We start from the raw sequence: 22,621 nt of genomic DNA, 5'->3' as shown, positions 1-22,621 counted from the left end.
CTAGCTGTAGCGAGAGCATAGATTATAAATAGCTCTCCAAGGATGAGTGGAAGATTCTACCTAGGAGACCTTATAAATGGAATCAGACGAAGGTAAGCCGGCAGAGCGGCTTAGATGGGATTTGAAGAGGCCTAATCGAGGCAATACTTCCAGTTCACACGGCTTTAAAGATTGGTTGCGTGGACGCTGGAGTGCTGTTTTGATCTTAGTTGCTATCATTTTTTTAGCACTGTTTGTGCGTAGCTACTTTGGCTATTCCACTTCTGTGGATGGAGGCTTTTTGATTGCTGGTGGTTATGACGCTTATTTACATCAACACATTATTGAATATATCAACAGCCAACATTCTCATCTTCTCTGGGACGGGGCCTTCAATTATCCAATCGGAATGGACAACCCGATACCACCATTGTATGACTGGTCAGTGGCCATAACCGGACAGGTTATTTCAGCTATTACCGGCATGGCCGTAAATGATGCATCAGCATATGCTCTGCTATTTTCCTCTGCAATCTGGGGAGCATTAGCCTGTATTCCAATATACCTTATCGGAAAAACATTATTGGACAGGAAAGTCGGTCTGATGGCTGCTTTCCTTTACGCTATAATGTCTGGAAGCATCATTAAAACAGTATTCTCTGAAGCTGACTATTTCGGTATGGCTCTATTCTTTGCAACATTCGCGCTTTACTTTATGATCCGTTCGTTGCAGAGCTCAAAGGCCTCAAATGTGGTAGGTTCCTGGAAATCCGGATTTAAAGAACATCTGAACAATAAGAGATCACTTATCTTTGCAGTCATGGCCGGTACATGTTTAGCGGCTGTTGCCTTCATGTGGACTGGATATACGTATCTAGTATCCATCATCCTGATCTACTTCCTTGTTCAGGCATTTATTAACAGATTCAAAAATACCGACCTTACTGGAGAGTTTATCTCCATGGTGGTTATGCTTGGAGTTACATTCCTGTTTATTGCTCCTCTATACTACCAGCTCGGCTTTATGAGCACATTTACACCTGCTTTCTTACTGTTCTTAGGAACAATCGTAATCGGATTAATTGCAATATTCTCCAAGGAGCTGCCTTGGATTCTTTCAATACCGGTTATGCTCGTTGTCCTTGTAGTCGGACTTGTAGCAGTACACTTTGTCTGGCCTGGACTGCTGAGTTCAGTACTGTTCGGTGTAGATTATTCAATATTCAATACAATCTCATTATCAAATGAATCCTTCTCGAAGTACGTATTGTCCTTCGGTGCAGTTACCTTCTGGCTTGCCTTGATCGGAGCTGCCTGGGCAATACTGAAGATCCGCAAGAGCGCTTCATCTGTTCTGGTGTTCTCTGCAGTTGCAGCCGTGTTAAGCATGTACCTTGCAACAGTATCTTCAGGATTCATCTACCTTGCAACACCAGTCTTTGCTATCGCATCAGCCTGGGTGCTTGGATACATAATTAATAAATTACATTTCGAGGAAATCTCCAGAAACATCGTAGGCTTCTGGTCAAATCCTCTTCACAACCTCAGAAAAGTTTTCAACTTGAAGCATGTCGTAGGAGTGCTTTTCATAGTTGTAATGATCCTCGTGCCGAACGCATGGGGCGCAGTCGATGCAGCCATACCATATTCTGACAAAGCAGAATATGACGAAGGCGTGTTCGATGCTATGCCTGACTTCCTGCATCCAAGCGGCATAGATTCCTATGACGATCTCAGCAGCCTGTGGTACTTAGGTGCATTCTCCTATTACCTGACGCTTTCAGATTCATATCTGGCACAAGCGCTTGACTGGCTGGCGGGACAAGATATAGAAATTGTGAATATAGGCGATAAACCGGCTGTAATGGTATGGAATGGATACGGACCGCAGGTTGTACAGAATGGTTCACATCCAGTCTTATCTTCACAGATGTACACTGATGCAGAGTTTACAAGCGCTTTCCTCACTGCAAAGAGCGAAGATGAGGGAATTGCACTTCTGGTAATTCGTGCCTTAGAGTATGATTACTCAGAACACAATGGATTCTCCAGCGAGATCAGAAACATCTTGGGCGAGGATCTTGCCAATAAACTCACAGACATCTTTGAGCACCCCTCCAACTACATTCAGACAGTTCTCGATGACCCTGACACATACGGACACCGCACAAACGATCTGTCTGCCATCAATGCAAAATATGCAGTAGCCGCTCACGAACTGGCTTCATCTGACGATCTGATTCAGATCTACAGCGATATCAAAAACGCTACCAATCTGGACTTTGGATACTTCATGTTTGATTCCAGCATATTCCCGCTTGGCTATCAGTCTCAGGGTGTCCTTTACGTAGCAGCTTCACTGTCTGATTATGTGCTTGACTCCTATACCGGAGCTCCAACAGACTTCTATACAATCTCTGCCTACGTTTACAATCCAAGCACATCATCAATCTCAATTGTAGATGTAAATGACATACCATCAGGATACACTGTACTTTCATACGTCCTGTCTTACACAGACACATTCTACAACTCAATACTTTACAAATCATACATGGGATCTTCAGGTGCAAGTGGAAACCCAGGAATGGGTCTGGCACACTTCAAACAGGTCTATCACACAGCCTATTACAACCCGTACGTCTTAGCTGACGATGCTGACGATGCTGCCGAGGCTGAGTTCAACAAACACTGGAAAGTGATCTCTCTTGAAGAAGCTAAGAACATTCAGGAGAAGATCGATGCCGGTGAATGGAAAGATCCTGAAACAGGAGAAACCGGAACCGTGGATCTCACCAGGTATACAAACTCCGGCGGAGCTGTAATCCTGGATTACTATAACGGCGCAGTTCTGAAAGGCACAGTAACATCTGAAATCGATGGCCTGCCTCTTGAGGGCGTGCATGTTTCTGCAGTCGATGATATGGGCATAGTCCATCAGACTGTAGAGACCGATGAAAACGGTGAATACACCCTGTATCTCCCGTACGGTGACTCAGATGACGACTGGAACGGTGTAGAAGTTGTTTACTCCATCGGTTCAATCGATTCTAAGACCGGGCTTGGTTCACAAGAACTCGACCGCATTGCATACAGAGTCACATACAAACAGGCAATGTGGGAAGAAGAATTCGAAGCAGACGGTGACAATCAGGTTTACGCTTCTCCAGTAACTGGAAAGCTGTTCTGGGATCTGGACGGCAACGGACGCTTTGACGGAAACGATGAAGTCATAGCCGATCATGATGTAACACTCTCACAGTCTGACTCTTCTGACAGCTCAAAGACTGTTTTCACTTCAACTGTTAAAACAGATGAAAATGGAAACTACTCATTCGTAGCTGCTCCAGGAAGCGATTATGCGCTCATATCAACAGTCGACGGCCATGAATATTCATACAGCTCTAGTTTCAATGTTAAACTGGGAGCAAACTATGATCTGGACATTGCTGTAAAAGCTCTAAGCGTATCTGGTACAGTCAAACTGGACAATGGTTCATCAGCTCAGAATCTGGAGCTGGCACTGCTCAACACCTCAACTGGTAAGATCTACAGTGCCCACACAGACAACAACGGTGTCTTCACCTTCGAGAAAGTGCCTGTCGGTACTTACAAGCTGATTGCTGAAGGAATGGATATCGGAACACAGGTGGTCGAAGTTAATTCACAGCCGGTATCTGGTCTGGAACTAACTGTCAAAGATTACACAACAGTCTCCGGCAGCATCACCGGTGGAGAATCCGAGAAGACACTCTGGATCGAATCAAAAGACGGAGTTTACTCTGCTGAAATCCAGACAACCGGATCATTCACCCTGACCCTGCCTAAGGATACAGAATACAGCGTCTACGCATACTCTGGAGACAAAGCATACTTCGGTACACTCTCCACCAAAGACTTCTCCGGCAGCTACAACATTGATCTGAGAGATGCCACGGTCCATGAGGGAGTTGTAAAGAACAACGGCTCAATCCAGGAAGATGCAACCCTCTTGGTGATGGGTTCCAACGGCGCATATCACAAACTGACGACTGATAAAGACGGCAAGTTCAGTGTACTGCTTCCAAACGGCAGCTACAAGGTCTATGCATCATCTGGCTCAAGCTTCTACTGGGGCAGTCTGAATGATGAGATTAACCTCAAAGCCGACGGAATCAGCCTGACCGGAACCGTAAAGGACGGAAGCACAGCAATTCCTGGTGCAACAGTCAGCGTTTCCAAAGACGGTCATACACTCTTTACCACCACTGACGGAGACGGCAAGTTTACACTTCCAGTTCCATCTGGTGATTATAAAGTTACAATCAAAGCATACGGTTACTCCGATTACACCAAAGATGTGAAATCAAGCAGCCCTTCAATGAGCACAATCTCGATGACATCTGAGAAAGTGACAGTAACCGGACATGTCACAGGAGTTCCAGCTGATACATCAATCAACTTCAAACCTTCATCTGGAAGTTCTGAAACTGTTAAAGTCCAGACTGGTGGAAGCTACTCTGTAGACCTCAGTCCAGGAACTTACACAGTCACAATTGAAAGCAACATCACTGAAAACGAATCAAAGTACTATTACTCTGATTCACTGACAGTAGGCGCAGGTGCGTATACTGTTTACGACATTGATGTGCCAATCGTTTACAACACAACTGTAGAACTTACTGGTGTAGGAGAAATCAAATCCGGATCTATCAAGTTCTTTGGAACTGAAAACAAATCCGTAAGCACCGGGTCTTCACTGACCTCCTCTGTCTACCTTGCACCTGGAAGCTACACAGTATATGCCTCTGTAAAAGATGATGACAACAAACAGTATGCAGCAATTGCAACAATGAATGTCAGCAGCTCAGGCAGGCAGACACTGGCACTATCAGAAGCAACTGAGATCACTGGATCTCTGAAAGACAGCTCACAGACTGTAACTGCTTACATAACAGACAGCGCAGGACACAGGATTGAAACTTCAATCGAGAAAGGAAGCCTGACTACGCTTTACCTTCCAACAGGCAATTACAGACTCTCGCTTGAGTACCACAGCTTAGACAGCGACTCTGGAAAGTACATTTCATACTCTGCAGACCAGAACTTTACTGTGGGAACATCAAAAGTCACTCTAGAGATCAACCTCTCCAAGTCTGACTACCTTGCACACGTCTCAGGTACCACAAACCTCAACTGGACAAACTACCAGATCATCGCTTTGTCCGACTCAGCTACTGAGAGGGACAGCTACAATGTGGAGTTCAGCAACGGCAGGTACTCTGTAGATCTTGCTCCTGGTCTTTACAGCCTCTATGCTGTAAACAACGGCTCTGTCTACATGGGAACTTTCGAAGTTTCCGCCGATGGCGACACAACAATGAATGTTGTGCTCGAAACAGGCAAGACCGTAACACTCAGGCTGAACAACGCTCCAAGCGGTGTTACTCTGACAGTGTCTGATGGTGCAAAATACATCTTCAGAAATGCATCTGCATCAAACACCCTGGTTCTTCCAAACGGTGAATATCTTGTAGAAGCCACAGCTCAGACGACCAGCGGAGGAATAACCAATGTTTACTCTGCATACACCGGCTTTAGTGTAGGCGATGACGGATCAAGCACTGTTGATGTCAACATGCAGCTTCAGAAACGCGGCAGTTACACTGTCAACACTGGAGCTTCACAGACCATATCTGCAGGCAGCACTGCAACATTCAATGTATCAATCACAAACACCGGCAACGTTGATGATGAGTACAAACTCACTTCTACAGCAGGTGAAGACTGGAAAGTAACAATCGACAGAGAAACAATCTCCATTGCAGCCGGTCAGACTGGTACATTCAGAGTAACAGTTGAGACGCCTGAAGGCGCTCTGGTCGATCATGACCCGGTAATGTTAAACATAAAATCACTGGGTAAAGTCGGTGCCGGAGAGTCCAGCGTTGAACTCGAAGTAAAGATCAACCCGACCTACAATGCACCTAAGATTACCGTGGAACAGGTAACATCTGACGGTTCAACCGTGAAGTTCAACTTCAAAGTTGAAAACGCTGGCAACACCACTGACAGCTACAAAGTCGAGCTCTTGAACAAGAGTGAGATCGAGAGCGCAGGATGGACTGTAAAGCTCGGTTCAGAAACAATATCTGATCTCGAAGCCGGCAAAGTCAAGACTGTCGAAGTTACTCTGGAGCGCGGAGAAAATGCAAGAAATGATGTATCTGTCAATCTGAGGGTTACATCTGAAAACGATAGTTCAAAGGTTGCAAACGAATCAGCTAAGATGTCTACCGCGGACCTTACAGTTGATGGAGACACCATAAACGAAGGTTCAGGAGCTTCTGATTCCGCACCTGCTATGCCGAACTCAATGTGGATCGTTATAGCGCTTATAGTGCTGCTTCTGGTGGCTATTGTAATCGTTAACGTAAACAAGGGGGTGTTTGGACGCAGAAGAAAGAGGTAATCGCATCCGCAGCAGTGTTCGCACTGCTGCTAACTTTTTGTCTTATAGCGCTGCCGGTGACAAATGCTGCACTGGGAGCCGAAGACAAAGACTACAAGGTAACATTTGATGGAATGGATTTCGTAGCCCCCGAAGGAGACGAAACAATCAAAGTGACAGTAGACAACCTTCAGAGCTACAGTTACGATGTAAAAGCCAGCAGCGGTAAAATAAATGGGAGTTCCTCCAATGCTACAGGAAGCACCACAGACGGAACATTCTCATTCAAATATACCGCATCAAAAAATCTTGGAAACGATACGATAACTGTCAAGATAACTTCCTCTGAAATCACTGGCGGAGAACTTACAAGGACCTACACAATGAACGTAATCAATGTCTACCAGGTCTCTGTAAATGTCAAGAATACAGGAGGAATGAGTGTAGAAGTGCCTGTCAATCTCTACATTGACGGCAAACTGTATCGTACCGACATGCTTGAGATAAAAGCATCTGATGAAGCAACTAAGCTGACATTGGATGTAAATGCAGGAGCACTCAAAGGAGGTCAGCACAACTATGAAATCGTCATTGACGAGAAATACAGCGGACTTATCAGCTTTGGTGATTCTGAACAGCTGTCTGCCAAGGGCACATTCTATACTGGTGACGGTGGCTGGGGAATAATTTCCATAGTGCTGTCTATTCTGGTCGTTGTACTGGTGATACTCTTTATCTACCTGTATTTCAACCGCGGAAAGAAGAAAAAGCACAAAAAGTAACCTTAAACCCTTTCCTTTTTCCCTTTTATTTATTGTCCGCTAGACTCAGGGACTAACGGTATATACTGTTTGATCTTTATTGTAGATCAATGTCTGAAAATGCAATTGAAATTTCACAAGATAACTTTGAAAAGATCACCAAAGAAAATTCTAAATTAATTGTCGACTGCTGGGCACCATGGTGCGGACCCTGCAGAATGATGGGACCGATAATCGACAACCTTGCAGTTAAACATGCAGGAAATGTGGTCTTTGGGAAATTAAATGTTGATGACAACCCCGTCATTTCAGCAAAATACGGCATCTCTGCCATCCCTACCTTACTGTTATTTAAAGACGGGGAGTTTGTAACCCAGAGTGTAGGACTCATGCCTGAAAATGAGATTGAGTCCTGGATGAAAAATTATTTCTAATGCAGATTCTGGGACAGGCTGTCAATCTTTTTCTGCAGTCTTGCAGAATTGATTGCAACAGCAACATCCCCTCTTGTTTTTTCCAGCAGCGACCTTGCTATGTCCTGTTTGCGTCTTATTGAGATCAAAGCGTCAGGATAATCGAACATCATTATCATCTGGAAAATTTCTTCCATGATGTCTAGATATTTAGCCGATTCTTCAGGTCTGCCTTCTCTTAATTTTTCCAGAGCGAAGCGTCTCAACTCTCCGACAGTGTCTGCCAAACCAAGAAGGTAAGCGTTTACTGGAATTCCCATATCATCAGGATCCGGGATGTCTCTGTCATCGAGGAGTGCGATCAGAATCACAGCCTCAGCGAGTTCCTGCAGTGCACCTTCTACCAATCCTGAATGCCAAAGTTCAGGGTAGGCATCCAAAAGAGATCTGAGGCGGTGAGTTTCATCAATAGCCTCATGCATCATCAGCGAAGTTTCGCCGCCGCTGTGAATGGCATGCACAATGCTTCCTGAAAGACGTGTAATTACTCTAGCAGATTTGATTGCTACCTCTCTAACTTGATATTTTTCTTCAAGTCTAGCTTCAATGGTATTTGCCACGTCATCCAAGTTTTTCATATGCTGATATAGAGAGATATGAGAGTATTAATTCATTTGTATAATTTTTCAATCCATGATTTGTAAAAAGAGAGGCTGACACACCAATTGCGGTGTGTTCAGCAGTTCTAAGCTTATCCTCTGACTTGTTTCATATGGTCTATTCTTTTCTGCACCAATTCTGCTTTGCCGATGTCATGACGTACGAACAGGGCGCTTCCCTTAACGTGTGTGAGAGCCTTTTCGCAGACCTTCTCAGCTTCTTCCAGAGTATCAGCGATTCCCACTACTCCGGCAGAACGGGATGTGGTGGTGTACACTTTGTCTCCTTTCTTGTCCACCATTGCATAGTATACCATCGCTCCTTCGTTTTCTATTGATTTTTCATCAATGGTAATCTCTTTTCCTGCCTTTGGTTCAGTTCCGTATCCCTCTGGGACTACGTATTTGCATACTGTAGCTTTATTGTAGAATGAAACGCGGTCGGCATTCAGCCTTCCAGATGCTATTCCTGAGCATATATCTGTGAAGGATGAAGACAAGATTGACAGTACATTCATTGCCTCCGGGTCTCCGAATCTTGCATTGAACTCAATGACACGCGGACCGTCTCTGGTCAGCATGAACTGGCCGTAAAGTATTCCTTTATACGGGCAGCCTTCATCTTTCATTGCCGCAACAGTCTTTTTCATGATGTCTAAAGCTGCTTCGTAGTCCTGAGGCCTCACGAACGGCATGCCGTGGTCTTCCAGAGTGTAGGATCCCATGCCGCCGGTGTTGGGGCCGATGTCGCCATCGTAAGCACGCTTGTGATCCTGAACCAGCGGAGTGGGGACTACATTTCTGCCGTCACAAAATGCCTGGAGGGTAAACTCCTCGCCTACGGCCTTTTCTTCCAGAATTACTCCGGCTCCGCCTATGTTGTTTTTGAAAATTTCCTCAATGTAGCCGAGAGCTTCCTTCTTTGTTTTAAGATGCTCTCCCATTACTTTGACGCCTTTGCCGCCGGTGAGTCCTATTGGCTTGATGACAAGCTCCTTGTTTGTTTCTTTAATATATGCTTTAGCTCTGCTGAATTCATCAAATGCAGCGAAATCGAGATTGCCTGGAATCTTGTGCCGGCGCATTATTGTTCTTGCAAATGATTTGGAGGTCTCAAGACGGGCGGCAGCCTTGGTAGGACCGACGCAGCCTATGCCCTCATCTTCCAAAACGTCCACTAATCCAGCTTCCAGTGGGGATTCCGGCCCGATTACTGCGAGGTCGATGGAGTGCTTTAATGCAAACTGCGCAACTTTGTCTATGTCTGTTTCAGGAATTATCTCATACTCTACAGACATTTTTGCTATTCCTGGATTGTTGTTTTTCATAACAGAATAGACTTCTGTTCCGCTTCTGTTCAGAGCCGCAGCGATAGCATTTTCACGCCCGCCGCCACCTACTACTAAAGCTTTCATGGTGAATCCTATCAGCCACAATAGTAACTAAGTAAAAAAAGATGCTCAAGGGGGAAGTTCAAAAAGGATGAGAGACATGCGCCGTAATGGTCTAATGAGTTACTCACCTTTCATTTCCGAACTTATCAAAAAGTTAGATGCCAAAGAAGGAGACACTCTGTCCGTCAGAAACGGCGAACGCGAGTATGTCGGTACGTTAATGCCTCATCATGAATTTAGTCTGGAGGACATTATTATTCTTAAACTATCAAATGGCTATAACATAGGAATCAGGATTTCTGAATCATCCTCTGTAACATTGATCTCCAAGGGAGCAGCCAAAGAGAAAAAGCCCAGGCCGGAACAGCACTCCAGCGGGAAGACTGTATCCGTTCTGGGGACTGGCGGAACTATCGCCAGCTATGTGGATTACCGCACAGGTGCGGTACATCCCGCTCTGTCTGCAGGCGATTTGGTGGCCGCTGTTCCGGAAATCAAGGATATCTGTGATGTAAAGGCAGAGGTGCTGTTCTCTATCTTTTCTGAAAATATGAACGTAGAGAACTGGCAGACCATCGCAGAGGAAGCTGCAGACCGCATCAATGCCGGTGCGGAGGGCTGCATAATTCCTCATGGAACCGACACAATGGGATACACATCCGCAGCTCTGGCATTTATGCTCGGTGATCTGCCGAAACCAGTTGTTCTCGTAGGAGCCCAGAGATCTTCAGACAGGCCGTCTTCCGATGCATATACGAATCTGGTGTCGGCAGCTAGGTTTATTGTGAATACAGATGCTTCTGAAGTCTTCGTTCTTATGCATGCTTCATCTTCTGACTCCTCTGCTGCAGTTCACAGGGGAACAAAAGTCAGGAAGATGCATACCTCCAGGAGAGACGCATTCAAAAGCGTAAATTCTCCAGTCGTTGCTACTGTAGACTTTGAGGGCGGCATTGATTTTCATGCAGATTATAGAAAGAAAAGCAGCAGCAAAGTCTGTGCGCAGACTGAGATGGAGACAAACGTTGCCTTGCTGCAGTATTTCCCAGGCATGAGCCCTTCAGTTTTCAGCAGGATTCTTCATGAAAGTTCCGGAGTCGTAATCTCCGGAACCGGTCTGGGGCACGTATCTTCAGATATGGCAGAGGAAATAAAATCGGCAGTACAAGGCGGTACATCGGTAGTTATGACCTCTCAGTGTCTTTACGGCCGCACCAATCTTAATGTATACAATACCGGAAGAGATCTGATCTCTGCGGGAGTAATTCCCGGAGAAGATATGCTTCCAGAAACTGCATATGTCAAGCTGATGTGGGTTTTGGCTCAGACTTCAGATGCAGATAAGATTTCCGAGATGATGAGAACAAACCTTCGCGGTGAAATCTCAGACAGGAGGGATATTAGTGAGTGATGAGATAGTATGCGGAATTGAAATCCATCAGCAGCTTGACACCAAAAAGCTGTTCTGTGACTGCTCCACAGCGCTTGTAGATGAGGAGGGACAGAAATTCTTCCGCAGGCTCAGGCCTACCCAGTCTGAACTGGGTGAGATCGACCGTGCTGCACTTATGCAGGCAGAAAAGAAGCTCAGGTTTGTATATCAGGCTCCTGAAGGAGTGTCATGTCTGGTAGATGCGGACGAGGAACCTCCCCACAGTGCTAACAAAGATGCTCTCGGTATTGTTCTCACAGTCGCTGCACTTCTCAATGCCCAGCCTGTTGACGAAGTTCACTTTATGCGTAAGATTGTGGTGGACGGAAGCAACACTTCCGGGTTCCAGCGTACTGCCATGATTGCAATGAATGGATATATTGAGATAAATGGTAAAAAAATCTCAATACCCACATTCTGTCTTGAAGAGGATGCTGCCAGGAAGGTAGAGACGAAAGCCGGGGAAATCACATACAGACTCGACCGTCTCGGAATTCCTCTGATTGAGATAGCCACCGGTCCTGATATGCGCTCTGCAGAGGAAGTCAAGGAAGTTGCATTTGCGTTAGGCTCGATCATGCGCGCCACCCGCAGGGTAAAGCGCGGCATTGGAACCATACGCGAGGATCTCAACATCTCTATTCCTGGAGGAGCCAGGGTAGAAATAAAAGGTGTTCAGGAACTCCGCATGCTTCCCATTTATGTGCAAAACGAAGCAAACAGACAAAAGTCTTTATTGAGAATTAAAGAAATACTTTTGGAAAGGGGAACAAAACCAGCATCAGAGGAATACATGGATCTCACCGAAGACTTCAAGTCCTGTGAGTCTAAAATAATCGCTTCTGCAATCAAGAAGAAAGGCAAAGTCTTCGCTGTTGCTCTGCCTGGCTTTGCAGGTGTCATGAAATCCGCTGATTCAACTTTGAGGCTTGGTGCAGAGATGGCTGGCTATGCAAAAACCAAGGGTGTAGCCGGGATCTTCCATTCTGATGAGCTTCCAAACTATGGGATCACACAGGAATACATCGACCTCGTGAGAAAGAAACTCAGTCTTTCTGATGAAGATGCATTTGCACTCTGTGCCGATGATGAGAAAAAAGCTTCTGCAGCCATCGTTGCTGCCGTCAGGCGTGCCAACGTGGCATTGGAAGGTGTGCCGGAGGAGACAAGGGATCCCAAACCCGATGGAACGAGTGTCTATTCCAGGCCTCTGCCCGGTGCAGCCAGAATGTATCCGGAGACTGATGTTCCGCCGATTGCGATCAAAGACTCCATGATGTCTGAAATCTTCGCCAATCTTCCCGAGCTGCCGAAAGAGAAAGCTGAGCGCATTGCTGCACAGTATGCTATCCATATTCAGCAGTCTACCCAGCTGGTAAGGGACGGAAAGGATGAGATCTTTGAGAAAGTATCAGTGACTTCTGAAATTGCATCTGTTGCTGCCAGAACACTGCTTTCCACTCTTCCGGAGCTTGAAAGGGACGGCAGCGACATATCCTGCATAACCGACGATGTGATCCATACAGTCTTTGAGGGCTTGAGCGGCAGCATGTTTGCCAAGGATGCAGTTCCAGATATCCTGAAGGCCGTAATTGCCGGAAAGACAGTGGAATGCGCCGTTGAAGAAGCAGGCAGATCTCTTATGAATGCGGATGATGCCGCAGAGATTGTTTCAAGACTTGTGCAGGAACGCGCTGATTTCGTGAAATCTAAAGGTCTTGGAGCCGTCGGCCCGCTGATGGGCCCGCTGATGGCAGAAATGAGAGGAAAAATTGATGGTAAACAGGCCAGCGAGCTTCTTAAGAAGGAAATTGAAAAATTCTTAAGATAACCGTTTAAACATCACCTAATTCTTTTCTCCATCGTCCTTGCTTCATTAATCAGGTGGATAGAGAAAAGAATACACTTCCCGCAGCCGCCGCTTTTTCAGGCGGTCTGCTGATCCTGTTTCAGGGATTGATTATGACTTTAATCCCGTTGCTGTCAGACTTCAGTTCTCAAGCTACATTCTTTTATGGTCTTTTTGTGACTGCTCTAGGCATCATTTCAATATGCCTCAGCTATTTTATTTACAAATCCTACAGTTTTCCCAAATCAGCTCTGCTGCTGTCTGTTGCAGTGGTTTCGATGATCTTTGCCGGAGGAGGATTCCTGATCGGGGCAATCCTTACTTCCATAGGAGGAAGCCTGTCTATGCTTTCATCATAAACTCAATTCTTCAACCCACAGCTCTTCAAAGAAGCATCTGCGTGTTTTTAATTTATTACGTTTAAAATTAGAAAGAAGATTATTTAGTGCATCTGAATTCATTTCTGATGAGAGCAGCACAATTATCCGGCCGTTTGGCAGCAGATGGTCCCCGCTCTGTTTAAGGAACTCTGCCAGAATTTCAGTTCCGCTGGGGCCTCCCGCCCATGCCTTTTCAATTATTCCGCAGCCTTCTTCCTCCGCAGACAAATATGGAGGATTAAAAACAATCAAATCAAACATTTCATTTATATTTTGGAATAAATCACTAACAATCGTACTGCCTTTAAGTTTGTTGTTTCTTAAGTTGCTGCCTGTGCAGCATACTGCTTTGGGATTAATGTCTGCAGCTGTAAGATCTGCGCCGCTGTATGCAAGGTGGCAGCTTATAAGTCCGGTTCCGCAGCCCATCTCCAGAACCTTGAGTCCTGCTGGCTCTTCAAGGCTGTCCAGCAGCAGGAAAGTGTCCTCTGCCGGAGGGTATACTTCTGCGCATTCCGTGATGTCTATCTCTCGATTATATTCCATGCGGTCTTTGTTATCGCCATCCCTGTATTTTTCAGCATCCCTATCGCAACACATTCATACTTCGTTTGATATCGATGCAGCATGTATGTGGCTGTCGATGATACCGATTCCTCCACTTGGATGTGCACCACTTTCCTGGCAACGGAACTGATACGCACTCTGGATGATCTGGATCTCATCGGGTTTCCAAGACTTGTACGTTTGAATCCTGCCGTGCCGTGGAAGACTAGAGGCAACGGTGCCCTCTGCATCAGGGTGGGAAAGGGCTGCGGAGACCGCCAGTATATTGGAAGCATCGCCGGCCGTAAAATTTTCTGTTATAGTGATCTTGAAAGCGAACCGGATATTGATGATGTATTCAGCCGCTGTATCGATCTGGTTAAAGAATGGTCGCAGACCGATCATGCTGATCCTGGGCTTGTGGTGTGCAGAGATGATGTAGATGCTTCGCTTTATGACAAGGCAGTCCACAGAATAATCTCCAAGGAGGAGGCGCTCTCCTATCTGGAAGGAAAGGACCACAGAGTCTTTCAGATAAACAAAGGGCGGGGTGTCATCGGGGCTTCTGCATCGATTTCCTGGAAACCCGGCGATTACACTTACGAAGTGCTTGCATACAGAGAACGCAGCAAATGGGGAACCCCCAGACATGTTAATGCTGAAGACGTCAGACAGCTGGATGAGTTATTTCCTTCCACCTTTAACAACTATGACGAGGGGCTGTCTAAACCGGCCATCGTGCCAAACACCTCCTGCCCTATCTTATACGGTGTGAGAGGCGACTCCTTTGAAGATCTTTTGAAGGCAAGGGAATTCATAAGATCTGAAGAAGTTGAACGCTGGCTCATCTACCTGAGCAACCAGGGTACGGATGACCACATCATTGAAGACTATCATTCTCTGGAGCCTAATTCATCGTATGCGGTTGAAGGAACAGTAGCTTCCATCCCGGTTACAGTTGCAGGCGGCCATGTAATTCTCACAATCGATGCTGGAGAGAAGCTTGAATGTGCAGCGTACGAGCCTTCCAAGGGCTTCCGCAATGTCATCCGTGCTCTGAGACCCGGAGACCTTGTAAAAGTCTTTGGAGAACTGAGAGAAGAGCCCAGGACACTCAATATCGAAAAGCTGCAGGTGGTCTCTCTTTCGTCATTTAAAATCAAAGTTGCAAACCCGAAATGCAGCGTATGCGGCAGGATAATGAAATCTGTCGGGGCAGGGCAGGGATACAGGTGCAGAGACTGCGGTACTAAGTCAAATGACGTATTAATGGCTGAAGAACCTAGAACAATCTCTATAGGATGGTATGAACCGCCCGTCTGCTCCCGGAGACATCTTTCAAAACCATTGAAGCGGTGCAATTTTGAAGATTGAGATGTCTGGTATCTCCGTCTCAACCGCTTTATAATTTCAAATATTGCATAAAGTTAATTTTGTAAACTCATATCTTCGTTTATTGACGAACGGCATCACCGACAGTTATTTAAGATATTATTGCGTGAAGCATTTGGAACCGTTAATCAAACTTTGAAAGGGATCTAATGAACGAAGCAGTAATCGTTGGTGCAACTCGAACCGCAGTGGGAAAGTTAGGCGGGGCTTTGAAAAGTTTCACAGCTCCCCAGCTTGGAGCTAAAGTAATAAGCGAAGCTGTACAGAGATCCAAATTAGAACCGGCCGACATTCAGGAATGCATTATGGGAATAGTATTGTCTGCAGGAACCGGACAGAATCCAGCCAGACAGGCCGCTTTGAATGCGGGGCTGCCGGTTGAAATCGGTTCTCTGAATGTTAATAAGATCTGCGGTTCAGGTCTAAAATCTGTTATGCTGGCTGCAAACTCTGTCCGTGTGGGAGAGCACGAAGCAATCGTGGCCGGCGGAATGGAAAGCATGAGTTCTGCTCCCTATCTTCTCATGGATGGAAGGTTCGGATACAGGCTCGGCGACAACAAGATTGTCGATCATCTCGTTCATGATGGACTGTGGGATGCTCCGACTGATGCCCATATGGGTATGACTGCTGAGATCGTAGCAGAACGTTTTAATGTTACCAGGGAACAGGCGGATGAGCTTTCATTCCAGAGTCATGTAAAATCAAACAATGCTACTAAAAACGGATATTTCTCAAAAGAGATACTCCCTCTAACCGTAAAATCTAAGAAAACAGAGTTTGAGTTCAAGGAAGATGAAGGCATAAGACCTGATATCTCCATGGAAGCACTTTCCAAACTCAGGCCTGCATTTAAAAAAGATGGAATCGTCACAGCCGGGAATTCTTCGCAGATCAGCGATGGTGCGGCTGCTCTTGTAATTACTTCTAGAAAATATGCGGAAGAGAAGAGTCTTAATATCTTAGCATCTATACGGGATTATAATACTGGTGGAACTAAGCCCGAGTGGATAATGGAGGCTCCGATTTCTACAACTCAGACGCTGCTGAAAAGGAACGATATGACTATAGACGATATCGATCTTTTCGAGCACAACGAAGCCTTCGCAACCGCTTCTGTGGCAGTTAAGAAAACGCTTGAAGTTCCCGATGAAAAGTTCAATGTTAATGGAGGCGCAGTAGCCATAGGACATCCGATAGGATGTTCTGGTGCTAGGGTGCTAGTTTCATTAATCTACGAATTACAGAGAGCCCAGAAGCACAGAGGTTTGCTCACCCTGTGTCTCGGCGGCGGTAACGCAGTCTCAATGATAATTGAGAGAGAATAAGGCTTTTCTGTACAATCACCATCCGGCAAACGCTAGGCGGCCGTGAAAACACGGCCGCAAATTAAACCTCTTTATGAAAGTTTTATCATTAACATCTCTATTGTGAAAATCCCCGATGACGAATTTTCCGCGCTGATCAGTGATGAGTGATGGGCGAGCCGAGGGGGCATTTATTCTTTATTATTTATTATTTTCAATCCACCAGACCCATCCGCCGCGTTCTGTTGAGACTTCGCCGCAGATCATTCCTTTTCTTTTTAAAACATTCAGGGTCCTGGCCAGATCATCAGGGCATTGAGTGCCTTGATCTGCCATAGCAGCCTCTAGTTCGAGAGTCGTGTATCGGTTTTCACCCAACACGCCCGATACAATTTTGTATTTTTCTTCGAGACTGATATTCATTGCAGCCTTCATCGATACTCTGGTTAAAAACTTTCCACATCGGGTGCTGATGTCAGCTTACCAGAATTTTCTTGATTGTGTATGTTTAGGGCTGCTTTCTAAAATTAGATATGTGTGGATATAAAAAATGCCTAATATGCCGAGTGCATAACCTCTGGTATGGAACCTGTCCTACAAGTGGCTCTTGATTTTATGCATAAAAAAAGAGCCCTTGAAATTGCTGCGGAGGCGGTGAAAGGCGGTGCAGACTGGATTGAAGCCGGTACGCCTTTAATTAAGTCCGAGGGATCAGACGTCATACGGGAACTGAAGAAAAATTTCCCTGGACACACGATAATTGCTGACATGAAGACTATGGATGTAGGTGCTACAGAAGTTGAGATAGCTTCTAAAGCCGGTGCAGACATTGTTTCAATTCTCGGTTTAGCTGACGACAGCACTATTGAAGAGGCAGTTACTTCCGCAATGCAGTACGGGTCCAAGATCATGATCGACCTCATAGGGGTCAGTGACAGAGTGGAACGCTCTAAAACTGCAGAGAAACTTGGAGTTTCATACATCTGCCTTCATATAGGCATAGATCAGCAGATGAAAGGGGAGAGTTCTCCAATTGACATTTTAAAACAAATAGTCTCAGAAGTATCGATACCTGTCGCTGTAGCAGGGGGAATCACACAGATTACCGCACCTGAACTTCTAGACGCCGGTGCTTCCATTATCATTGCCGGCGGCAGTATCATCAAAGCCAAGGATGTGTGCAGTGCCACAGAGAATATGAAAACTGCAATGGCTACACATAAGGCTGTGGCATCCAACGTTGCGAAAAAGTACGGTTCTGATGAATTGTATGAGGCTTTTTCTCTTGCATCAACAGCGAATATTTCTGATGCCATGCATAGAACCGGAGTTCTTTCCGGTATCATCCCGAGAAATAAACCCGGCACCAAAATGATCGGCCGCGCGCTTACAGTACAGACAGTCAATGGAGACTGGGCAAAACCTGTAGAGGCTATTGATCAGGCCGAGAAAGGAGATGTACTGGTCATTGATGTCGGAGGCGGAGATATCGCAGTATTCGGTGCTCTGGCTGCCTGGAGCTGCATTTCTAAGGGTATAAAAGGAGTAGTAATCGATGGAGCCATCAGGGATATGGATGAAATTTATGAAATGGGATTTCCTGCATTCTCAAGGTATTCAGTTCCAAATGCCAGTGAGCCCAAGGGATACGGCGGCATCGGCCACAATATTCTCTGCGGAGGGCTGACAATAAAGCCCGGTGACTGGATAATCGGCGATGACTGCGGCGTGGTAGTAGTTCCTCAGGAGAAAGCCACTGAAATTGCCAACCGCTCAGTCGATGTGGCTGAAAGGGAAAACAGGATCCGCGAAGAGATAAAAAAGGGCAGCACATTATCAAAAGTTCTTGAATTAGAAAAGTGGGAACAGGTTCATTAAAAATTATTTTCACCTCACCTCAACGGTGAGGCTTTTTTTGATATTTTCAGTAGCGCATTCCGCCGGCCAGATTCTCAAGCCTTTTGATCCTCTCATCCATGGGAGGATGTGTTGAGAATAGTGATGCCAGTCCCTTTCCGGAAAATGGATTCACTATGAACAGTGATGAAGACGAGGGATTGCCGAAATCCATTGGCTTAGCTTTGTTTCCAGCTTCCAGTTTTCTGAGAGCGTTTGCAAGCGCCATCGGACGGCCTATCATCATTGCGCCTTCATAGTCTGCTTTATATTCCCTGCTTCTTGAAACAGCCAGCTGAAGCAGCATTGCTGCAATTGGGGCTGTAATTGCCACTATCAATGCAATTATGATATTGCCTTCTCTGTTGTTTCCACCGCTGAACAGTGTTCCCCAGTAGAATGTTCTGGATGCAAATGATATTGCTCCGGCCAGTGTAGATGCGACAGACATGACCATGATATCCTTATCTTTCACGTGTGCCATTTCATGGGCTAGAACTCCTGTAAGTTCATCATCTGTCAGATAGTCCAATATGCCCTGTGTTGCTGCTACTACCGCATGTTTCTTATTGCGGCCTGTAGCAAATGCATTAGGCGTGTTTGACGGTACAATTGCGATTTTAGGCATTGGAAGTCCAGACAGCTGTGAAAGATTGCGGACTATACGGTGGAGTCTCGGCGCTTCTTCTTCAGTGACAATCTTTGCTCTGTATGTGGCGAGCACAATCTTGTCTGAGAAGAAATATGACACCAAATTCATGATAATTGCTAACGCTAAGAAAATGGATACACCGAGTACCCAGTTCCCTCCCATTGCGAATTCTCCAAGCAGCCAGCCTATGGCTGCAAATATCAAGGACATCACTATGAACAATAATAGGGTCCTTAAGGTAGCAGAAGCTCCCATTTGTTTATTCACCTATAATCTCAACCTACGATGTCTGTATATTTAAGCATTAAGTATGCAAAAATGAAAAGATATTTTGTTACAAAAATCCAGAATTTATGTATTTGATTTTTTCCTAAATTAGAGAGAAAATAATTAAGTACCCTTTGAGTTAAGGACTGTATGGCAAGCAGTAAAAAAAAGTGGTTTGGCTACCTCGTCACGGCAGCTCTGTCTCTAATCCTCATACTTGCACTGCTTGTTTCAGCCGATGTTAATGAAGTTTCTGAAGAACTGGCTCATTCCAGCCTCTTGCTTATTGTCATCGCGGCCCTGCTTTATCTGGCAATGGTATTTGTCAGGACTGTAAGATGGTATATTCTGCTGAAAGGCGCCGGTCAGACACTTCCCTTCAAATCATGTCTTCCTCATTATGCAGTAGGACAGGCGCTTAATGATGTTACACCAGGAAGGGTTCTGGGAGATGCCGTAAGGGCCGCAGGAATAAGTGAAGAAGAAGAGGGAGTCGCCATTGGAGCTTCTCTTTCAACCCTTGTCTATGAGAGAGTCATGGACATGCTTTTTACGACAATTGCTTTAGTAGCTTCCTTTGCATCAGTGTATATCTTTGGGATCTATGAGGGAGCCTGGGATGCACTGGCTTTTTTAATGGTTATAATAGTTTTAGGGAATCTACTGGTAATTGGAATAATCTCTCATCCGGCAATAGCTGCTAAGTTAGGCGCCTTCGGCATATGGGTATCCAAGGCTCTGAAAAATGAAAAAGACCGGGAGAGGTTTGCCAACTGGGTCAACAAGACTGTGGCATCGTTCAACGAAGGCCGGTCAATGTCTTGGAAGAAGAATAAAAAACACATCATTACTTCGATGTTCCTCACAATACTGATCTGGTGTATGGAGTTTACCAGGATGGTAATCATCTTCGATTCCATCGGGGCTACTGTTTTCTTATCTGTAATTGTACTGTCATCCATCATCAGTTTTACAGCTCAGCTGATTTTCCCTGCAGGAGGCGGGAACATGATGGTGGTTTCAGAGTTCTTCCAGGCCGCTGGTCTTACATCTGCGGTTTCTGCCACAGCCGGGCTGCTTTCGATAATTACCAGCATCTGGCTCATTGTACCGATTGCACTGTGCACATTCATTCTGAAAAAGGGCAGATACGGGACCCACCGGGGAAAAACCGGTCAGCAGACGACTGTGAATGAATAAACTAATTTACAGGCAGTGTATTCTTGGTTCTACAATGGCATCTGACAAAGAGTTCATGATGGAGCGATTTAGAAGATATTATTCTAAAAATCATCCATACATTCCTACAATGTTCAAAAACCGTGAATTCGGTTTTATGTTCTTTGACAGGAGCTTTGTACAGAGGCATATGGCTTTTACGTCTGATGATGCGCTTTACTCTTTTTTACAGACTCAGGTGCCTTCTCATTCATATCACTCCACGGCATATTATCAGTATCCAGGTGCTGCCACGATGGAAGACAAACAGTGGATCGGTGCAGATCTGATTTTTGATCTGGATGCCGATCACATCCCTGGAGCAGAACTCATGAGCTATGACGAAATGCTTGCAAGGATCAAGATTGAGGTTCTGAGACTGGTGGATGATTTTCTTCTTGGAGATCTAGGATTCGATGAATCACACTTACGAATCGTTTTCTCAGGCGGCAGAGGCTACCACATTCATGTAAGCGATGAAAGAGTGGCACGTCTGAAAAGTCATGAAAGGCGAGAAATTGTAGATTACATCGCAGGCAACAATCTCAATATGGACTGGGTCTTTCCTACCAAGACCGTCAACATTACTGAAATCAAAGGGCGTGTTCAGGAGAGCAGAGTGAGATGCATTCCCCCCGGAGGCTCCGGGGGATGGAAAGGAAAGATGAGGATCGGAATTGCATGGCTGATTGAAGAAATGAGATCTCTGGATGTCAAAGATCTGCGTACCAGGCTTCCATATCTGAATACCTACTCCGAGACTCTGGTGAATGGAATGTTGAAGGATCTCTACGAAAAGAGGGGAGAGAGATCAGGAAGCGACATGCTTCTGGAAAAGAACATCTTCGACTGCTTCACCAGCAAACGGCATGAAGATATTTTCCTCGGGCTGCTTGAAAATGAAGTTATTCCAAGGTTTAGATGTGAAATTGATGAGCCGGTTACAGCTGATATCAAAAGGCTCATCAGGCTTCCCGGCAGCCTCCACGGCAAGAGCGGATTGAGAGTTGTGCCGATGGAAAGAGAAGACCTTGATGATTTCAATCCTCTGCTGGATGCTGTTCCAGATACATATACGGATCGTGAAATCGAAATATTCCTGAAACACAAGGTTGACATTACAATCCGCGGGAAGCGCATAACCGGCGAGGGCATATGCAGAGTTCCAGAGTATGCCGCCATGTTTTTAATAGGACGCAGGGAAGCGACTCTGGAATTTGTTGAAAGCCTAGAATAATGCACAGCATTCGCTCTTTTCTATAACTGTCCATCCCCTTTCTTTCAAAATCTCCAGTGTCTTATGGTTCGGCGCAGCCATTGCCGAGGCTCCTGCTTCTACGCAGCTGATCTCCAGCGGTACATTTCCTCTTGGCCTCATGCAGCCGATCGTGACCGGTCTGCCTGTCTTAACCGCTTCTGAGACGAAAGAAATCATTCTTTCGCTGCATTCACTGTCTCTGGCGGGAATCAGCCCCAGCACTGCGATGGATGACACCTCAAACTTTGATATCAGTTCCAGGGATTTTTGCTCCCCTTCTGCAGACTGCAGTCCTGTGCATACGTGAGGAACAATTTTCGCCGATCCTTCCAGTGCTTCCAGCGTTTCTTCATATTTATGCGGAGAAACATCAAGATTGAGGCATTTTTTGATAACTTCCCTGTCTTGAACGATGTCTATTGAAAAGCAGTCAATTCCAGCTGATATGAGCTCCAAAGCTTCAGGTCTGCTCAGAAATCCAGTGTGTATATTGATTTTAAGATTTGTTTCAGCCTTTATTTTCTTGATTGCATTCAGAAACGGCATGACCGGGACTCTGCCGTGCTCATCACATCCGCCGCTGAGCAGGAATCCCTCTGCACCTTGATTGTAATATTTTTCAGCTGTTGAAACCAGATCTTCTGGAGTTACTGGGATCATGCCTTTCAGAAATCTGCCCCTGCAGTGGCTGCATCGCTGCCTGCAGTTTCTTCCCGTTACTGAAAATGCAGGAAATTTTCTGTCTGGATAATATGCTGTTAAAACTTTCATGATCCCTTTCCAATTGT

Annotated in this window: 17 protein-coding genes; 11 read left to right on the top strand and 6 right to left on the bottom strand. The window is 45.6% G+C overall.

The features are described from left to right. The first annotated feature begins 76 nt into the window (after nucleotides 1-76). The 3 genes from H729_RS09270 (at nucleotide 77) to trxA (ending at nucleotide 7,604) form a co-directional block, all read left to right on the top strand. Complete coding sequence (locus tag H729_RS09270; protein ID WP_020449750.1) at nucleotides 77-6,430, top strand: carboxypeptidase regulatory-like domain-containing protein; 6,354 nt, start codon at nucleotides 77-79, stop codon at nucleotides 6,428-6,430. A 56-nt stretch (nucleotides 6,431-6,486) separates the two neighbouring features. After that, nucleotides 6,487-7,191, top strand: a complete 705-nt coding sequence (locus H729_RS09265; protein WP_020449749.1) for a hypothetical protein — start codon at nucleotides 6,487-6,489, stop codon at nucleotides 7,189-7,191. Nucleotides 7,192-7,280: 89 nt separating this feature from the next. Beyond that, nucleotides 7,281-7,604, top strand: coding sequence for a thioredoxin (gene trxA / locus H729_RS09260; RefSeq protein ID WP_020449748.1), 324 nt, complete (start codon nucleotides 7,281-7,283; stop codon nucleotides 7,602-7,604). On the opposite strand, the gene H729_RS09255 is transcribed toward trxA, so the two are convergent. Next, nucleotides 7,601-8,221 carry a translin family protein gene (locus H729_RS09255; RefSeq protein WP_048134133.1) on the bottom strand — a complete coding sequence of 207 codons (621 nt, stop codon included), beginning with the start codon at nucleotides 8,219-8,221 and terminating at the stop codon, nucleotides 7,601-7,603. The two genes, trxA and H729_RS09255, sit on opposite strands and share 4 nt — an antisense overlap. A gap of 113 nt (nucleotides 8,222-8,334) precedes the next feature. Then, entirely contained in the window at nucleotides 8,335-9,657 is a 1,323-nt protein-coding gene (purD, locus tag H729_RS09250) for a phosphoribosylamine--glycine ligase (RefSeq protein ID WP_020449746.1), read from the bottom strand. A gap of 76 nt (nucleotides 9,658-9,733) precedes the next feature. Between purD and gatD the strand changes: the two genes are divergently transcribed. The 3 genes from gatD to H729_RS09235 are packed head-to-tail and all read left to right on the top strand — an operon-like array spanning nucleotide 9,734 to nucleotide 13,276. Beyond that, nucleotides 9,734-11,047 carry a Glu-tRNA(Gln) amidotransferase subunit GatD gene (gene gatD, locus H729_RS09245; RefSeq protein ID WP_394295674.1) on the top strand — a complete coding sequence of 438 codons (1,314 nt, stop codon included), beginning with the start codon at nucleotides 9,734-9,736 and terminating at the stop codon, nucleotides 11,045-11,047. Then, entirely contained in the window at nucleotides 11,040-12,899 is a 1,860-nt protein-coding gene (gene gatE, locus H729_RS09240) for a Glu-tRNA(Gln) amidotransferase subunit GatE (protein ID WP_020449744.1), read from the top strand. The genes gatD and gatE overlap by 8 nt, the downstream gene beginning before the upstream one ends. Before the next feature lie 53 nt (nucleotides 12,900-12,952). Next, nucleotides 12,953-13,276 (top strand): hypothetical protein, encoded by a 324-nt coding sequence (locus H729_RS09235; protein WP_020449743.1) that lies wholly within the window; start codon nucleotides 12,953-12,955, stop codon nucleotides 13,274-13,276. On the opposite strand, the gene H729_RS09230 is transcribed toward H729_RS09235, so the two are convergent. Continuing rightward, complete coding sequence (locus H729_RS09230) at nucleotides 13,271-13,897, bottom strand: HemK2/MTQ2 family protein methyltransferase (protein WP_020449742.1); 627 nt, start codon at nucleotides 13,895-13,897, stop codon at nucleotides 13,271-13,273. The two genes, H729_RS09235 and H729_RS09230, sit on opposite strands and share 6 nt — an antisense overlap. A 33-nt stretch (nucleotides 13,898-13,930) precedes the next feature. On the opposite strand from H729_RS09230, the gene H729_RS09225 reads away from it, so the two are divergent. Both H729_RS09225 and H729_RS09220 read left to right on the top strand, forming a co-directional pair. Continuing rightward, nucleotides 13,931-15,217, top strand: a complete 1,287-nt coding sequence (locus H729_RS09225; protein ID WP_187289320.1) for a tRNA(Ile)(2)-agmatinylcytidine synthase — start codon at nucleotides 13,931-13,933, stop codon at nucleotides 15,215-15,217. A 167-nt stretch (nucleotides 15,218-15,384) separates the two neighbouring features. Then, nucleotides 15,385-16,563, top strand: a complete 1,179-nt coding sequence (locus tag H729_RS09220) for a thiolase family protein (protein ID WP_020449740.1) — start codon at nucleotides 15,385-15,387, stop codon at nucleotides 16,561-16,563. Nucleotides 16,564-16,743: 180 nt separating this feature from the next. Here H729_RS09220 and H729_RS09215 read toward each other — a convergent pair whose 3' ends face one another. Next, on the bottom strand, nucleotides 16,744-16,965 hold the full coding sequence (locus tag H729_RS09215) for a hypothetical protein (protein WP_020449739.1): 222 nt from the start codon (nucleotides 16,963-16,965) through the stop codon (nucleotides 16,744-16,746). Nucleotides 16,966-17,124: 159 nt separating this feature from the next. Between H729_RS09215 and hxlA the strand changes: the two genes are divergently transcribed. Beyond that, entirely contained in the window at nucleotides 17,125-18,420 is a 1,296-nt protein-coding gene (gene hxlA / locus H729_RS09210; protein WP_020449738.1) for a 3-hexulose-6-phosphate synthase, read from the top strand. 46 nt (nucleotides 18,421-18,466) lie between these two features. Here hxlA and H729_RS09205 read toward each other — a convergent pair whose 3' ends face one another. Then, the gene (locus tag H729_RS09205; protein ID WP_236608639.1) at nucleotides 18,467-19,357 is read right to left on the bottom strand and encodes a zinc metalloprotease HtpX; all 891 of its coding nucleotides are present in this window, start codon (nucleotides 19,355-19,357) and stop codon (nucleotides 18,467-18,469) included. Between the two features lie 150 nt (nucleotides 19,358-19,507). Here H729_RS09205 and H729_RS09200 point away from each other — a divergent pair, with 150 nt between their 5' ends. After that, nucleotides 19,508-20,557, top strand: coding sequence for a lysylphosphatidylglycerol synthase transmembrane domain-containing protein (locus H729_RS09200; RefSeq protein ID WP_020449736.1), 1,050 nt, complete (start codon nucleotides 19,508-19,510; stop codon nucleotides 20,555-20,557). Next, on the top strand, nucleotides 20,550-21,812 hold the full coding sequence (locus H729_RS09195; protein ID WP_020449735.1) for a DNA primase small subunit domain-containing protein: 1,263 nt from the start codon (nucleotides 20,550-20,552) through the stop codon (nucleotides 21,810-21,812). The genes H729_RS09200 and H729_RS09195 overlap by 8 nt, the downstream gene beginning before the upstream one ends. Here H729_RS09195 and H729_RS09190 read toward each other — a convergent pair. Next, nucleotides 21,804-22,604: a radical SAM protein gene (locus H729_RS09190; protein WP_020449734.1), complete on the bottom strand. Its 801-nt coding sequence runs from the start codon at nucleotides 22,602-22,604 to the stop codon at nucleotides 21,804-21,806. The two genes, H729_RS09195 and H729_RS09190, sit on opposite strands and share 9 nt — an antisense overlap. Between the last annotated feature and the right edge of the window lie 17 nt (nucleotides 22,605-22,621).

Origin of the sequence: Candidatus Methanomassiliicoccus intestinalis Issoire-Mx1, from assembly GCF_000404225.1 — an archaeon.
Lineage (GTDB): Archaea > Thermoplasmatota > Thermoplasmata > Methanomassiliicoccales > Methanomassiliicoccaceae > Methanomassiliicoccus_A > Methanomassiliicoccus_A intestinalis.
The sequence above is the reverse complement of the archived record's forward strand: the minus strand, read 5'-3'. Positions and strand labels throughout refer to the sequence as shown.